The organism is Vibrio wakamikoensis, from assembly GCF_050337275.1.
GTDB classification, from domain to species: Bacteria; Pseudomonadota; Gammaproteobacteria; order Enterobacterales; family Vibrionaceae; genus Vibrio; species Vibrio chaetopteri.
Genome location: NZ_JAKJST010000020.1, coordinates 85,183 through 100,947, shown reverse-complemented (window position 1 = coordinate 100,947; position 15,765 = coordinate 85,183). Strand labels below are relative to the sequence as shown.

The window sequence follows — 15,765 nt, the reverse complement described above, 5'->3', positions numbered from 1 at the left end:
TGGTCTTGGTTGGTGCAAACAGGCGTTTGAGGCAGAGTAGCAAGAGAGGTTCCTGTGAGTGATGTAGCTATTCCATTAAATTTTTCTGAGGCAGCGGCGACGCGTGTTAATGCGTTGATCGCAGAAGAGGAAAACCCAGAGCTTAAGCTTCGTGTATACATCACCGGTGGTGGCTGTAGTGGTTTTCAGTACGGTTTTACCTTTGATGAGAGCGTTAACGACGGTGATACTACCATCGAAAAGTGTGGTGTGACGCTGGTTGTTGATCCAATGAGTTTGCAATACCTGATTGGTGGCACAGTTGACTATACCGAAGGTCTTGAAGGTTCACGCTTCTTCGTTGATAACCCGAACGCGACCACAACGTGTGGTTGTGGTGCATCGTTTAGCGTGTAGTTCTAAAGAATAAGTTGAAGAGAGGCGAACATCTAGTTCGCCTTTTTTTTACCTGGAATATCGGAGAGGTTAAAAAACTTCAATAATAAGCAAAATGAATGTTATCTACAAAAGGGGTTTTTGTTACACTCGAGTCAGTAGTCAGCGCACAGTATCTGACAGAAAGTTGTCGTTTAGCGATTGATTATTCGTAGTTTTTAAACCGGATGCTGCTCCGCTTCGTAGAAGGTCGGCAGTGTCGGATTACAATAATAGGGAAATTATTATGCCAACTACTCAACGTGGCAACTTTCTATCCAAACGTCCTTGGTTAATCTCTTTGGTATGCGTCGTAGCACTCTCCACTTGGCTTGGTCTTGGGGTTTTAAAGGCTGAAGAAGCGCCAAATCAGAAAAAAGAGCAAATCATTCCACTTGCCCGAGTGGTTTATCAAGAATTTAGCGCAGAAAAGATCGATAAGAAGATCGATTTATATGGTCGTACAGCACCCGATCGCACTGCTCGGTTGGGCGCTGAAATTGCCGGCAAGATTATCAAGCTCAACGTCGAGAAAGGCGATGAGGTGAAAAAAGGGCAGGCGATTGCACAAATTGACAAAGGTGACCTCAATATTCAACTGGAGCGTGCTCAGGCGATGCTCAATGTTAGGCAGCAAGAATTTAATGCCTCCAAGTCTTTGAAAAGTAGAGGACTGCAAGGTGAGGTGGCTTACTCGACTGCTGCAGCTAACCTAACCGAAGCTAAAGCGATGGTGAGTGCAGCGAAACTTGCTCTGCGCAATACTACGGTAACCGCTCCGTTTACCGGCATCGTCGACCATTTGTCGATCGAGCTGGGTGATTTTGTCGGTGTTGGCGATCCTGTAGCGACGCTCATTGATTTAGATATTCTAGTCATTGAAGCGGATGTTAGTGAACGTCATATTCAAAAACTCACGCCAAACCAAACCTCTACAATTCGTTTTGTTGGTGGTGAAGAAGTTACGGGTACGCTGCGTTACATTTCGCGCGTCTCTTCCGTTTCAACCAATACTTTCCCGATTGAAATTGCTGTGCCGAATCCAAATCAGCGCATTCCTGCGGGTGTCAGTGCAGAAGTGGAATTGGCATTGGATGAGCAACTGGCGATCAAAATCACGCCAGCAATGTTAGCACTGGATGAAATCGGCAATCTAGGTGTGAAAACGCTTAAAGATAATCATGTGGACTTTGTACCCATCCAGTTGGTTAAAGCTGAGCAAGATGGTGTCTGGCTGACCGGGCTTGGCACTAAGAGTGACATCATCGTCCTTGGACAAGGTTTCGTTCGTCATGGCGATCAGGTCGAAGCCATCAGTGTCGCTGAGGCCAATCAAATCGCTGAACAGCAGCAATAGGAGGCCGCATGTTTGCATTAATTGATGCGGCGCTGTCGCGCTCTAGAACCATGCTCAGCTTGCTGGCTCTGGTGCTCATTGCCGGTGTCGTGACTTACAACACTATTCCCAAAGAATCGAGTCCAGATATCACCATCCCAATCATCTATGTGTCTGTGGGTCACCAAGGTATTTCGCCGGATGATAGTGAGCGATTGCTCGTCAGACCGCTAGAAAAAGAGTTGCGCTCGATTGAAGGCGTGAAAGAGATGACGGCGGTGGCATCGGAAGGTCACGCCTCAGTAACACTTGAGTTTAATGTCGGCGTTGATTTGACCAAGGCGATGGCAGACGTACGTGATGCTGTTGACCTTGCTAAGCCTAAGTTGCCAGAAGACAGTGATGAACCGACAGTTAACGAGGTGACCTTTGCGTCACAGCAACCTGTGCTCTCGGTTGTACTTTACGGCACCGTTCCAGAACGCACCATAGTGCAGCTTGCTCGCCAGTTGCGTGACAAGCTTGAAAGCTACCGCCAAGTATTGGAGGTAGACATTGCTGGTGACCGTGAAGACATTGTTGAGATTGTGGTCGACCCGCTACTGATGGAAAGCTATGGGCTCGACCAAGGTGATATTTACAACCTGATTGCCCTGAACAACCGCGTGGTAGCCGCTGGCTTTGTTGATACCGGTTATGGCCGTTTTTCGGTCAAAGTACCGTCAGTGTTCAACAGCCTAAAAGATGTGTTGGAGCTGCCTGTTAAGGTGGATGGCAAACAAGTGATCACTTTTGGAGACGTCGCGACAGTTCGCCGCGCTTTCCGAGACCCTGACAGTTTTGCTCGTCTTGATGGACGCTCTGCAGTGGTATTGGATGTCAAAAAGCGTGCTGGTGAGAACATCATTGAAACTGTCTCATTGGTCAAAGAAGTGCTGCGACAAGCTCAGCTTCGTGATGAATGGCCAAACAACCTTCAGGTGAAGTTCACTAAGGATGAATCGAAAGATGTGAAGATCATGCTCAATGATCTGCAAAACAATATCTTATCAGCAATCATTTTGGTGGTTGTTGTTATCATCGCTATCCTTGGTGTTCGCACTGCGCTATTGGTCGGCATTTCGATTCCTGGCTCGTTCTTGACCGGCCTACTTGTGCTGTCGGTATTTGGCCTTACGGTCAATATCGTTGTACTGTTCTCACTCATTATGGCGGTGGGCATGCTGGTCGATGGCGCAATCGTTGTTACCGAATTTGCTGATCGCCGCATGCAAGAAGGGATGGAGCGTAAAGAAGCGTATCGTGATGCAGCCAAACGCATGGCTTGGCCGATCACGGCATCCACGGCAACTACCTTGGCTGCGTTTGCACCGCTGCTATTCTGGCCGGATATTACTGGTGAGTTCATGAAGTACTTGCCGATGACGCTCATTGCAACGCTGACGGCGTCGTTAGTGATGGCACTGCTGTTTGTGCCAGTGCTCGGCGGCCTGATTGGTAAGCCGCAATATGTTTCACCGACTCAGCAAAAGAAAATGGTGGCGCTGCATGAGGGCGAGTTTGATAAAGCGACCGGTATTACCAAGCTTTACTATCACACCCTAGATATTGCTCTTGGCCATCCTTTAAAAGTGCTGCTACTGGCGATTGCTATGGCAATCGGCGTTGGAGTGGCATACAACAAAGCAGGCCTTGGCGCTGAGTTTTTCCCAGAAGTTGATCCGCCTTACTTTAATGTCAAAGTGCGTTCTCACGGAGACTTGTCTATCAATGAAAAAGACGAGGTGATGCGTGTTGTTGAGAAGGTGATGCTGGGTCATGATGAGTTTGAAAGTGTTTACACCAAAACAGGCGGTAAAGATGAAATTGGTGTGATTCAAATTACCCCATTGGATTGGCAGTATCGTCGCAAGGTGCCCGCTATCATCGAAGAGCTTAAGCAAACGACGGATCAGTTTGCGGGGGTAGAGATTGAGTACAAGTTCCCTGATGCAGGCCCCCCGGTTGAGCATGATTTGGTGGTCGAACTTTCTGCTCGTATTCCTGATGGTTTAGATGCAGCTGCAAAAGAAGTGCGTCGCTGGGCGGATGGCAATGCCAAACTGACGAACGTCAGTGACACGTCAAACAAACCAGGGATAGATTGGCAAATTGATATCAGCCGAGATGATGCTGCTCGCTTTGGTGCGGACGCGACACTGGTAGGTAACACGGTTCAGTTTGTGACCAACGGCCTAAAAATTGGTGATTATCTACCTGACGATTCTACCGAAGAGGTCGATATTTTAGTGCGATTCCCAGAAGAGCATCGTGATATTGGCCGTTTTGATGAACTTCGCGTTAAGACGCCGGCAGGTCTGGTGCCTATTACCAACTTTGCTGAAATCACACCAGAGCAGAAGCAAGACACCATTAACCGTTTAGATGGCGTGCGCGTTATCAATGTCAAAGCCGACATGGCGGATGGCTACAATCTCGCGGTTGAGCTACCAGGCTTTATGGAGCAGCTCAACCAGATTGAACTGCCAAGTGGTGTTGAGTTTGTTATCAAAGGTCAAAATGAAGAGCAGAAGAATTCATCGGAGTTCCTGCAAAGTGCCTTTATGGTCGCTCTGGCCGTCATGGCGCTAATCTTGATCACTCAATTCAATAGCTTCTATCAAGCGCTATTGATCTTGAGTGCAGTGATTTTTTCAACCGTGGGAGTGTTTGCGGGTCTATTGGTGTTCCAGCGTCCATTTGGCATCATCATGTCAGGCATCGGTGTTATCGCGCTAGCGGGGATTGTGGTTAATAACAACATCGTACTGATTGATACCTATAACCAGCTGATTAAGCGCGGTTTGGATAAGCGTGAAGCGATCTTAAGAACGGGTGTACAGCGTTTGCGTCCGGTAATGCTCACCACGGTGACCACGATTTTGGGTTTGATGCCTATGGTGCTGGAGATGAACGTCGACCTCATCAATCAAAAAATTGAGTTTGGCGCACCAAGCACTCAGTGGTGGTCACAGCTTGCAACCGCGGTAGCGGGCGGCTTGGCGTTTGCTACGGTATTGACCTTAGTATTAACGCCGTGTTTGCTGATGTTAGGTAAAACAGAACAGCAAAAACAGCAGCCGTCGATGTTGCGACGCACGTTACGACGATTGAGGTCGAAACCTGTAAAAAAGCCCGTTGAAGCGGCCTAGTGAATCAAAGCCCCATTATTTAACAAAATATGGGGTTTTTTTATTAATTTCCCCTAGTGATTTCGAGTGAGCAATCAGAATTGCTGATAAGTTTTTGCCAGTTTTTGATAAATTACGCAGTATTTAACTCTGAATTTTATTTGATACTAGGTTATTGGTTTGGTTTTGTTTCTCTGGGTAAGACAAATGTTGGCAAACCTATCATTTCGAAGGTAAGTGTGTTTTTTGCAGCCTTTGTCGGGTTAGATCTTGTGCAAAGAAAGCGTTACAGTTGTTGCGTAAACATATTGCTTGTTATGACAAGCTATGTGACATAGCTGAAAAGTGAGTAGTTTCGATTTAGGCTACGAATAAGACCTAACTATGTAATGCCAGCTCAGCAACAACCTGATTGTTGAAGTAACTGGTAAGGAGACAATATGGCAGATTCAACCCCAGAAATGCTATCTGGTGCAGAGATGATCGTTCAATCTTTGATTGACGAAGGTGTACAACAAATCTTTGGTTACCCAGGTGGTTCCGTTCTTGATATCTACGATGCGCTGCATGAAAAGCGCGAGAATATCCAACACGTCCTCGTTCGCCACGAACAAGCCGCGACACACATGGCTGATGGTTACGCACGTGCTACCGGTAAGCCGGGTGTGGTACTTGTGTGTTCAGGTCCTGGTGCGACCAACACCATTACCGGTATCGCTACCGCTTACATGGACTCGATCCCTATGGTGGTGCTCTCTGGTAACGTACCGAACAATCTGATCGGTAATGATGCGTTCCAAGAGTGTGATATGGTCGGTGTATCCCGTCCGGTGGTTAAGCACAGTTTCCTATTGCAACGTGCTGAAGATATCCCTGAAACGCTGAAAAAAGCCTTCTATATCGCGTCTACTGGCCGCCCAGGTCCGGTTGTTGTTGATATTCCGAAGGATGTCATGAATCCGCAGATCAAGTTCCCTTACGAGTACCCTGAAACCGTTAAGATGCGCTCATACAATCCGACGACATCGGGTCATAAAGGGCAAATCAAAAAAGCGCTAAAAGCGATTTTAGAAGCGAAGAAACCTGTTTTGTATGTGGGTGGTGGTGCCATCATGTCTGAGGCAGACCAACACATCATTAAGCTGGCTGAAACGTTGAACCTACCCGTCATCAGCACGTTGATGGGTTTGGGTGCGTTTCCTGGCACACATAAAAACGCATTAGGTATGCTGGGTATGCATGGTACTTACGAAGCCAACCTTGCGATGCATAATGCTGACCTTATTTTTGGTGTTGGTGTTCGTTTTGACGACCGTACCACCAACAACCTCGACAAGTACTGCCCAAATGCCAAGGTAGTACATATTGATATCGACCCTTCTTCGATCTCGAAAAACGTACGCGCTGATTTGCCGATTGTTGGCTCTGCGGATGTGATTCTAGAGACCATGTTGAAACTTCTGGTAGAGCAGGGTGGCACCAATGATGAAGCTGCGCTTAATGCTTGGTGGGATGATATTGCTTCTTGGAAAGAGCGTAACTGTCTTGGTTACGAAACCTCGGAAGAGCGTATTAAGCCACAGCAGGTCATTGAAGTGCTGCACAAGCTGACGGGCGGTGACGCGTTTGTGGCATCCGATGTGGGTCAGCACCAAATGTTTGCTGCGCTCTACTATCCGTTTAATAAGCCACGCCGCTGGATCAACTCAGGTGGTCTTGGCACCATGGGCTTTGGCTTCCCAGCAGCGATTGGGGTGAAGTTTGCTTACCCAGATGAAGAGGTGGTGTGTGTCACCGGTGATGGCAGTATTCAGATGAACATTCAAGAGCTGTCGACGGCTATGCAATACGATGTGCCGGTTAAAATAATCAACCTCAACAACCGTTTCTTAGGGATGGTAAAACAGTGGCAGGATATTATTTATCAGGGTCGTCACTCTAACTCCTACATGGATTCGGTGCCTGACTTTGCTGCTATTGCTGAAGCTTATGGCCACGTAGGTATTCGCATTTCCAACCCAAGCGAACTTGAATCTGGTCTGAAGAAAGCGCTAGAGATGAAAGATCGCCTCGTGTTCGTTGATATCAATGTTGATGAAACAGAGCACGTTTACCCGATGCAAATCAAAGGGGAAGGCATGGATAAGATGTGGCTAAGTAAGACGGAGAGAACCTAATATGAGACATATCATTTCGCTACTATTGGAAAACCAGCCGGGTGCACTTTCTCGAGTGGTTGGCCTGTTCTCTCAGCGCGGCTACAACATCGAATCACTCAACGTATCGCCAACCGATGATGAGACGTTATCACGCCTTAACATCACCACAGAATCGGATAAAATGGAGCTTGAGCAGATCCAAAAGCACCTGCATAAGCTGATTGATGTCCTTAAGGTTCAGGAAGTGACTGAGTTTGAGCACATTGAGCGCGAGCTAATGATGGTTAAAGTCAAAGCGAGCGGTTTTGCGCGTGCAGAAGTGAAGCGTACGGCGGATATCTTTCGTGGCCAGATTGTTGATGTCACTTCGTCGCAATATACGGTTCAACTTGCAGGCACGGCTGAAAAGCTTGATGCGTTTGTGTCAGCGCTATCAGAAGTGACGGATGTGGTTGAGGTGGCTCGAAGCGGTATTGTTGGCATTGCTCGTGGTGAGCGTGCGCTAAAGCCATAAGCCAATTAAGCTATTGATTAAAAACAAGGCCAGTCAAGTGACTGGCCTTTTGCTTTGCTCGGGTTCATTGACCTAAGAAGGTTAACCTTCGATTTCCACAAAAGGAGCAGGCTCTTCGATGATTGGCTTCATTTCCTCTTCTTGTTGAGGCTGCTCTTCAACTGCTGCTGGCTGTTCAGGCTCGGCTTCTGTGTTGAGCTTTTCTTGTTGCTCACTGAATTGGAACGCACGGATCACCTGTTTTACGCCGGATACATTTCTGGCGATTTCTGTGGCCACATCGGCGTGCTCTTTAGACACATAACCCAGTAGAAACACTTCACTGTCTTCAGTGATGACTTTGATTTTGACGCCGTTGAGTCTTTCGTCGGTCAAGAGCGCTGACTTGACCTTCGTCGTCAACCAGCTGTCATTGCTGATTTGCGTGAAGCTAAGTGGCTGCTTAACGCGGACTTGGTTGTAGACAATTTTTACGCCATTAAGACCTTTAACTTGGTTTTCAAGCTGGCTACGAAGCGCTTCCGTATTCGCCTGTCCCATTAGCACGACAGTACCACGCTGTGAGCTGGCAACGACGCGTACGTTGCTAACATAGGGCGCTTTGTTACCCATACCAGCTACTTCTGACTCAAGGGCACTGTCATTCCAAATCTCTTTTGCGCTGCGCGTATCGGTGACGAGGTTTACCGTCGTCGCAGCACCTGCTACAAATAGACCGGCACAGCCCGAAAGGAACATACTGGCCATGAGCAGTGCCATTACTTTAGACATCTTCATAATGTTACTCTTCGTGAGATGGGAATAGCACTTGGTCGATGAGATCGCACAAGCAGTGGAGTGTCACCATGTGGACTTCATGAATGCGTGAGGTGCGTTGAGATGGGATACGTATTTCCACATCGTTTTCGCCCAATAAGCCGGCCATTTCGCCACCATCTTTGCCGGTAAAGGCAATGATGGTCATATCTCGAGTCACAGCCGCTTCCATCGCTTTAATGACGTTTTTGCTGTTACCGCTGGTTGAAATTGCCAACAAGATATCGTTAGTTTGGCCGAAGGCGCGCACTTGTTTGGCAAAGATATCTTCAAAGTTGTAGTCGTTCGCCACTGCGGTCATGGTGGTGCTGTCAGCAGTCAGTGTCATTGCAGGCAGACTTGGACGTTCGGTTTCAAAACGGTTCAGTAGGCATGAGACAAATTGCTGAGCGTTGGACGCTGACCCGCCGTTACCGCAGCACAGAATTTTGTTGCCATTGAGCAGTGTTGCGACCATTGCTTGTGCAGCGTGAGTGATGGCGTCTGGCAGCGCTTCGGCGGCGGCGATTTGAATTTGGATGCTTTCAGTAAAACTTTCTTTGATGCTATCGCGCATGGTTATCCTTGAGTGATGGCGTTTTTTATCCAGTTGATGTCGTTGCCTTGTTCGTGAATGGCAACCACATCAAATCGAAATTCGGTCTCGTATGGCGATAGGCCATTTTTGAGCAGCCACAGTGTGGCGGCTTTTTCGAGCTTTTTTGCTTTGGCTCGCGTCACCATTTCTTGGGCGCTACCATAACATTGATTGCGTCGGTATTTGACCTCCACAAACACAATGCTCGATTTATCTTGCATGATCAGGTCAACTTCACCGCATTTTACCGTGAAGTTTTCTGATAGAGGAACCAAGCCCTGACGACCGAGATAGTCTTTGGCCAGTTCCTCATAACGTTTTCCAACGGCGCGTTTACTCGCTGATTGGCGTTTCCACGGCAGTAGTGTCATCGCTTGTCTCATCCTGAGTCGCGGTTGTTTCTTGTACGGTAGAAGGTTGCTCGCCGTAGACACCCCAAGCAATCTGGCGTTGAACTACGCAGTCTGGATCGATCGTTAGCATACCGGTTTGTCCATCGACAGAGTAACCTTGTACTGCTTTCAGTTGCGGTAATTCTTTAGTCAGCGTGTAGGCATCCATACCTAGTGCTTGCAGGCGTTTCTCTGCATTTGAGCTCTTCGGCCAGAACTTAGTCATTTGTGCATCGAGGTCGACATTTTGCTCCACTAGTAGTGGAATATCACTGTATACCACGCCAGTGAGGTCTTCATACTGACGTTTCTCACTGTGGCTGTGGGAATCAGCAAACAGCTGTGGCTGTTTAGCATCAGGGTTAATAGCGACTTCGATAAATGGCTTGATCAGCGTAAGGTCAGCATTATTGGCAACAATGTATACGGAATCAATGTCACGACGACTACGTGGCTGATTTTCGAGCTTCATACCCGTTAGCGCTTCCATCTGAGCGATACGTTGCTGGCTTTCTTGTAGGCCAAACACGTTGTTGATGGTTTTTTGTAGTTGTGCGCGATTCGCGTACTGTGCTACGGCGACTTTGTTGTCACTCACTTTTGCCCATTCAGCCTCAAAAGCCTTTGCCACACGGTTGCCCAGCGAGCCTTGCGGCGCAATGATCAGCGGGAAAGCATATTGGTTTTTAGACAGATGTTGAGCTGCCTGAGCAACCTCTTGCTCAGGAGATAGAGTTAAGTAACACATCATCTGTGTTGGTTCTATCTCATTAGGAATATTCAGTGCGAGCGCAGGGATTGGTGTCTCAGAGTTTTGCTGAGCTTGCTGTAGCTTCTCAACATTTTCTTTAACCAGTGGGCCGACAATAAAATCAACACCATTAGCGACGAGTTTTGTCTTGATGTCAGCAGGGGTGGCTTCGTTTGTATCAATAACGGTAAAAATAGCCTCTGGATCGCGCAATTCGTCATCCATCATCGCCATCATAAACCCATCGCGTACCAGCTGAGCTTGCTTTGCATACTTACCAGAAAGTGGCAGAAGTAGAGCGGTGCTTTGAGGCGAAGCAATCTCTAAGTTGAGAATGTCGTAAATGCTTTGCGGAGTGTAGATAGCTGCTGGGTGAGTTGGATTTTCTGCGAGCCAGTTATTTAGTGTATTTTGCAGTTGTGGCAAGCTAGCTGCCATGCCTTTCATATAGGTAGCCAGTTGTAACCAGCCATCCAGTACTTCTTCATTAGGCTGGGCAACTAAGGTTGATAGATCCTGCGCTGAGTACTGGTTCATGTACTGCCAGATTTGGGCGTTGATCGCTTCTTGCTGGTCACTGGCGCTAAAACCTGCTTGTGCAATCAGCTCACGGCTAGCATCAAAGTAATTGCCCATGGCGGCAAGGCTTTGTGCGCGCAATTGATGATAACGCTGCCATTGTTGCTGCGCGAGTGGCCATTCAGATGGGAAGCTAAGCTGCAGATACGCTGGTTCTGCTTTGCCTTGCGCAAGGTTTAGTTCCGCGCGTGCGAGTTGCCACTCGGCTTGCTGCACCGTGGTGAGATTTTGTTTGGCAAGTCGATTAGAGAGTCTCTGGGCTTGCTCGTAATTGCCCTCTTGAATTGATGCTTTGAATGCCAAGATCAACCATTCGTTTGCAAAACCGTCTTGACCGGCGTCAGCTCGCATCAGATAGGTCTCCGAAGAGGCAGTAGGTGCTAGGGTGATATCAACGCTTTCTGGGGCGCTTGGCTGAGTAGAACAAGCGGCAATGGACAAAGCCAATGCAATTGGAGTCAGTAGGCGTGTTACACTATTTCTCTTTGGGTTCATCATTGCCATGAGCTCTTTAATCACTATTCGTGTAAAATCATTATATTAATCGTTGAAGTGCTGGTAAACAAATGACAAGCAACAAAACTACTTATATTGAGCAACCAACGCTCTTTATTGTACCGACACCGATTGGAAACCTCGGTGATATCACACAAAGAGCGCTGGGTGTACTCCATAGCGTCGACATTATTGCTGCTGAAGATACGCGCCATACGGGTAAGCTTCTGTCTCACTTCAATATTCAAACTAGAACATTTGCGTTGCATGATCACAATGAACAGCAAAAAGCGCAAGTTTTAGTCGATAAACTGCTTGCGGGTGAATCCATCGCATTGGTCTCTGATGCTGGCACACCGCTTATCAGCGATCCAGGGTATCATTTGGTGACTCAATGTCGTCAGGCAGGCGTTAAAGTTGTGCCATTACCAGGGGCGTGTGCTGTGATTACTGCGCTGAGCGCATCTGGCTTGCCCTCTGATCGCTTTAGTTTTGAGGGCTTTTTGCCAGCGAAAAGCAAAGGCCGTAAAGATAAATTCATGGAGATCGCCAAAGCCGAGCGCACCTGTATCTTCTACGAATCGCCACATCGAATTACCGAGTCACTTGCCGATATGCTTGAAGTGCTGGGGCCTGAACGTGAGGTTGTATTGGCGCGCGAGCTAACCAAGACCTATGAAACCATTCAAGGTTTGCCACTTGGTGAGTTGATTGCGTGGATTGGAGAAGATGATAACCGTAAGCGTGGTGAGATGGTGTTATTGATTCACGGTCATCGTGAGCCTGTGAATGAAGAGCTGCCAGATGAAGCGACACGTACACTGGCTATTTTGGTTAAAGATTTACCACTTAAAAAAGCGGCAGCGGCGACGGCTGAAATCTATAACCTCAAAAAGAATGCCTTGTATAAATGGGGTCTAGAAAACTTATCCTAGAAAAACATTGAGTAATCACGCTCGCTTAGTTACAATCCGCGCCCTGAAGTTGACTGGATAGTCGCTGCTTCGTTGACGTCCCCTTGAGCTTGTCTTGGGGGAGACTGACGGAGGGGAGGAACGTCCGGGCTCCACAGAGCAGGGTGCCAGGTAACGCCTGGGGGGCGCGAGCCCACGACAAGTGCAGCAGAGAGAAGACCGCCGATGGCTCCATTTCTTCGGAAGGAGCACAGGTAAGGGTGAAAGGGTGCGGTAAGAGCGCACCGGGCGACTAGCAATAGTTCGTTGCAAGGTAAACTCCACCCGGAGCAAGACCAAATAGGCCTCCACATTGCGTTGCTCGCGTATGGAGGCGGGTAGGTTGCTTGAGCCAGTGAGCGATTGCTGGCCTAGACGAATGGCTATCACCGCTTCGGCGGATACAGAACCCGGCGTACAGGTCAACTTCACCTATTATAGAAAAACCCATTACAAATTGATTTTGTAATGGGTTTTTTGCTTTTTTATCACCTATCTTTACGATAGGCTGAACTTAACCAGATGACGTTACTGAAGGAAATCAGTAAACTTGTCATCTTTGCTAAGCAACTCTCGAGATCACCCATGAGCGAATCCTTTCAACACATTTCGGTACTACTTCACGAATCCATTGATGGTCTAGCGATCAAACCGGATGGAACTTACATTGATGGAACGTTCGGCCGCGGTGGTCACAGTCGTCAAATTCTTTCACAACTGGGTGAAAACGGTCGCCTATTCAGTATTGACCGCGATCCGACGGCGATTGAGGAAGCAAAAAAGATTGATGATCCACGCTTTACCATTATTCATGGCCCATTTTCTGGTATGGCAGAATACGCAGAGCGTTATGATCTTGTGGGTAAAGTGGACGGTGTGTTGCTTGATTTGGGCGTGTCTTCGCCGCAGCTTGACGATGCTGAGCGTGGCTTTAGCTTCATGAAAGATGGCCCGCTTGATATGCGTATGGATCCAACATCTGGTATGCCTGTCTCTGAGTGGTTAGCGCAAGCCGATCTTGATGACATTACGTGGGTGATCCGCGAGTTTGGTGAAGACAAGCATGCTCGCCGTATTGCTAAAGCTATTGTTGCCCATCGTGAAGATGAAGAAAAAGAGCCGCTTACACGTACTGGCCAGTTGGCAAAGCTGATCTCTGAAGCCGCACCTAAGAGCTTCAAAGAGAAAAAGCACCCAGCGACGCGTGCTTTCCAAGCGTTTCGAATCTACATCAACAGTGAGCTCGAAGAGATCGATACGGCGCTAAAAGGCGCTGCCAGCATTCTTGCTCCAGAGGGGCGTTTGTCGGTTATTAGCTTCCACTCGCTTGAAGATCGCATGGTGAAGCATTTTATGCGCAAAGAGAGCAAAGGACCCCAGGTACCCCATGGTATCCCGATGACCGAAGATCAAATTCGAGCGCTGGGTAGTGCGAATCTAAAGACCATTGGTAAGGCGCTCAAGCCTTCGGGTCATGAAGTGGAAATGAACACCCGCTCACGCAGCTCTGTACTTCGTGTGGCGGAAAAACTGTAACGGATGACGGGATGTCTAACCAACCGACTCATAATCTCGCGAAACTGATTGCCTTAGATATCATCACGGTAGGCCGTATCCCGCTTATCGTGTTTTTGATGATATTTGCAACGGCGATGGGGGTGGTGTTTGCAACGCATCACACCCGCGAAGCCATCAACGAGAAAGATATCGCGCTTCAAGAGCGTGAACGACTTGATAATGAGTGGCGCAACCTGTTGCTTGAGGAAAATGCGCTGTCGGAACATAGCCGCGTTCAGGCTATGGCTAAACAAGAGTTAGAGATGACGCGCCCAGACGCAGACAAGGAAGTAGTGGTTTCCCTGAAATGAAAGGCAAAAAAGTCGTTAAGTCTTCCAACAAAAAACAATCTCAACAAGCCGTAAGCCAACCTGCGCTGATCGCTTGGCGCTTTCGCCTCATTATGGGCGGCGTGCTGCTTATCTTTACCGCGCTAGTCGCACGCATCGGTTATATTCAAGTTATCGAGCCTGACAATCTGATTAAACAGGGCGATCTGCGCTCTGTTCGTGTAAAGGCGCTGCCTTCGGCGCGCGGCATTATCTCCGATAAAAACGGTGAACCACTTGCAGTCAGTGTACCTGTTCAGGCGGTATGGGCCGATCCAGCTACTATTTTTAAAGATGATGGACTTAAGCAGTTAGACCGTTGGCATGCACTTGCTGATGTACTTGGTCTCAATCGCGATGCACTTATTGCCAAAATCAACAAGAACAAATCACGCCGATTTATTTACCTGCAGCGTCAAGTGAGCCCTGCGATGGCGAAGTACATCAAAGAGTTGAAACTCTCTGGCGTAGGGCTAAAAGCGGAATCCAGACGTTATTATCCTGCGGGTGAGGTTAGTGCTCACTTAGTGGGTGTGACTGGTATCGATGGTCACGGTCTTGAAGGCGTTGAGCGCAGCTATGATAAATGGCTGACCGGTGAAGCGGGTAAGCGCATTATTCGTAAAGACCGCTATGGTCGCGTGGTGGAAAACATCTCTCTTGAAGACAGAGAGGAAGGTAAACCACTTGAGCTTACCGTCGATCAAAGATTGCAGGCTATCGCTTATCGCGCCATCAAACAGGCTGTGGCCGATTACCGCGCCACGTCGGGCAGTGCCGTTATCATTGATGTGAAAACCGGTGGTGTATTAGCCATGGTAAATGCGCCTTCTTATAACCCGAACAACCGCTCTTCACGCCAGTCTTTTACGATGCGAAATCGTGTTATTACCGATGCGATGGAGCCGGGTTCTACGGTTAAGCCATTTGTCGTGCTAGCGGCACTAGAGGCAGGTATTGCCGATGAAAACACCATCATCGATACCGGTAATGGCATCATGCAGATCGGTGGTAGCCGAGTGCGTGATACATCGAAGGTGGGTAAAGCGAACTTAGCTAAGATCCTGCAAAAGTCGAGCAACATCGGTGTGGCAAAGCTGGCTTTAGACATGCCACTAGAGGCGCTACTTGGGATGTACAGCTCCATTGGTTATGGTCAGCTGTCTGGTCTTAACTTGGTTGGTGAGACCACGGGTATCTTCCCTAACCGTCGCCGTTGGTCGCAGTTTGAAATCGCGACACTCGCATTTGGCTACGGTATCTCCATCACGCCTCTTCAGTTAGCACACGCTTACGCCACTCTCGGTAATGGCGGCTTGTATCAGCCAGTACATATTATTGAAAGCAATCAGCAGGACTTGTCCAAGCAGGTTATCAACCATGACTACGCGATGTCGGTTCTGCATATGTTAGAGGCGGTAACGCAGCCTGGCGGTACAGCAACACGAGCGGCGGTGCCCGGGTATCGAGTAGCCGCGAAAACTGGTACTTCAAGAAAGGCAGCGGCGGGTGGCTACAGTGATGAATATGTAGCGATTACCTCAGGTGTCGCGCCGGTAAGTGACCCGCGTATTGCCTTGGTAGTGGTGATTAATGAACCGCAAGGCGATCAGTACTATGGTGGTGCAGTGGCAGGCCCTGTCTTTTCCGAAATCATGAAGGGAGCGTTGCAGATACTCAATGTCGCTCCTGACGAAAACCAATTTCAGCAATAGGTGAGAAA

Annotated in this window: 13 protein-coding genes and 1 other RNA gene; 10 read left to right on the top strand and 4 right to left on the bottom strand. The window is 48.3% G+C overall.

Going from position 1 to position 15,765, the window contains the following annotated elements; genetic code table 11:
• Positions 1 to 54: 54 nt before the first annotated feature.
• The 5 genes from erpA (at position 55) to ilvN (ending at position 7,593) form a co-directional block, all read left to right on the top strand.
• Positions 55 to 396 (top strand): iron-sulfur cluster insertion protein ErpA, encoded by a 342-nt coding sequence (gene erpA / locus L4C42_RS11810; protein ID WP_353497839.1) that lies wholly within the window; start codon positions 55 to 57, stop codon positions 394 to 396.
• A 265-nt stretch (positions 397 to 661) separates the two neighbouring features.
• Entirely contained in the window at positions 662 to 1,771 is a 1,110-nt protein-coding gene (locus L4C42_RS11805; RefSeq protein WP_353497840.1) for an efflux RND transporter periplasmic adaptor subunit, read from the top strand.
• Between the two features lie 8 nt (positions 1,772 to 1,779).
• Positions 1,780 to 4,941, top strand: a complete 3,162-nt coding sequence (locus tag L4C42_RS11800) for an efflux RND transporter permease subunit (protein ID WP_429760617.1) — start codon at positions 1,780 to 1,782, stop codon at positions 4,939 to 4,941.
• A gap of 419 nt (positions 4,942 to 5,360) precedes the next feature.
• Positions 5,361 to 7,097, top strand: coding sequence for an acetolactate synthase 3 large subunit (locus tag L4C42_RS11795; protein ID WP_353497842.1), 1,737 nt, complete (start codon positions 5,361 to 5,363; stop codon positions 7,095 to 7,097).
• A gap of 1 nt (position 7,098) precedes the next feature.
• The gene (ilvN, locus tag L4C42_RS11790) at positions 7,099 to 7,593 is read left to right on the top strand and encodes an acetolactate synthase small subunit (RefSeq protein ID WP_353497843.1); all 495 of its coding nucleotides are present in this window, start codon (positions 7,099 to 7,101) and stop codon (positions 7,591 to 7,593) included.
• An 81-nt stretch (positions 7,594 to 7,674) separates the two neighbouring features.
• Here ilvN and L4C42_RS11785 read toward each other — a convergent pair whose 3' ends face one another.
• From L4C42_RS11785 to L4C42_RS11770, 4 genes are read right to left on the bottom strand one after another with little or no spacing between them, the layout of a single operon-like run.
• Positions 7,675 to 8,364 carry a BON domain-containing protein gene (locus L4C42_RS11785; RefSeq protein WP_429760653.1) on the bottom strand — a complete coding sequence of 230 codons (690 nt, stop codon included), beginning with the start codon at positions 8,362 to 8,364 and terminating at the stop codon, positions 7,675 to 7,677.
• A 10-nt stretch (positions 8,365 to 8,374) separates the two neighbouring features.
• On the bottom strand, positions 8,375 to 8,965 hold the full coding sequence (locus L4C42_RS11780; protein ID WP_353497844.1) for a phosphoheptose isomerase: 591 nt from the start codon (positions 8,963 to 8,965) through the stop codon (positions 8,375 to 8,377).
• 2 nt (positions 8,966 to 8,967) lie between these two features.
• Entirely contained in the window at positions 8,968 to 9,357 is a 390-nt protein-coding gene (locus L4C42_RS11775; RefSeq protein ID WP_112459864.1) for a YraN family protein, read from the bottom strand.
• A complete protein-coding gene (locus L4C42_RS11770; RefSeq protein WP_429760613.1) occupies positions 9,320 to 11,212 on the bottom strand; it encodes a penicillin-binding protein activator in 1,893 nt (630 codons plus the stop codon). Before L4C42_RS11770 ends, L4C42_RS11775 begins: the two co-directional genes overlap by 38 nt.
• A gap of 62 nt (positions 11,213 to 11,274) precedes the next feature.
• Here L4C42_RS11770 and rsmI point away from each other — a divergent pair, with 62 nt between their 5' ends.
• From rsmI to L4C42_RS11745, 5 genes are all read left to right on the top strand, one after another.
• Entirely contained in the window at positions 11,275 to 12,138 is an 864-nt protein-coding gene (gene rsmI, locus L4C42_RS11765; RefSeq protein WP_353497846.1) for a 16S rRNA (cytidine(1402)-2'-O)-methyltransferase, read from the top strand.
• 45 nt (positions 12,139 to 12,183) lie between these two features.
• Positions 12,184 to 12,590, top strand: an RNA gene (gene rnpB, locus L4C42_RS11760) — RNase P RNA component class A.
• A gap of 151 nt (positions 12,591 to 12,741) precedes the next feature.
• Positions 12,742 to 13,692, top strand: coding sequence for a 16S rRNA (cytosine(1402)-N(4))-methyltransferase RsmH (gene rsmH / locus L4C42_RS11755; RefSeq protein WP_353497847.1), 951 nt, complete (start codon positions 12,742 to 12,744; stop codon positions 13,690 to 13,692).
• 11 nt (positions 13,693 to 13,703) lie between these two features.
• Positions 13,704 to 14,024: a cell division protein FtsL gene (gene ftsL, locus L4C42_RS11750; RefSeq protein ID WP_042501227.1), complete on the top strand. Its 321-nt coding sequence runs from the start codon at positions 13,704 to 13,706 to the stop codon at positions 14,022 to 14,024.
• Positions 14,021 to 15,757: a penicillin-binding transpeptidase domain-containing protein gene (locus tag L4C42_RS11745; protein ID WP_353497848.1), complete on the top strand. Its 1,737-nt coding sequence runs from the start codon at positions 14,021 to 14,023 to the stop codon at positions 15,755 to 15,757. Before ftsL ends, L4C42_RS11745 begins: the two co-directional genes overlap by 4 nt.
• Positions 15,758 to 15,765: the final 8 nt, after the last annotated feature.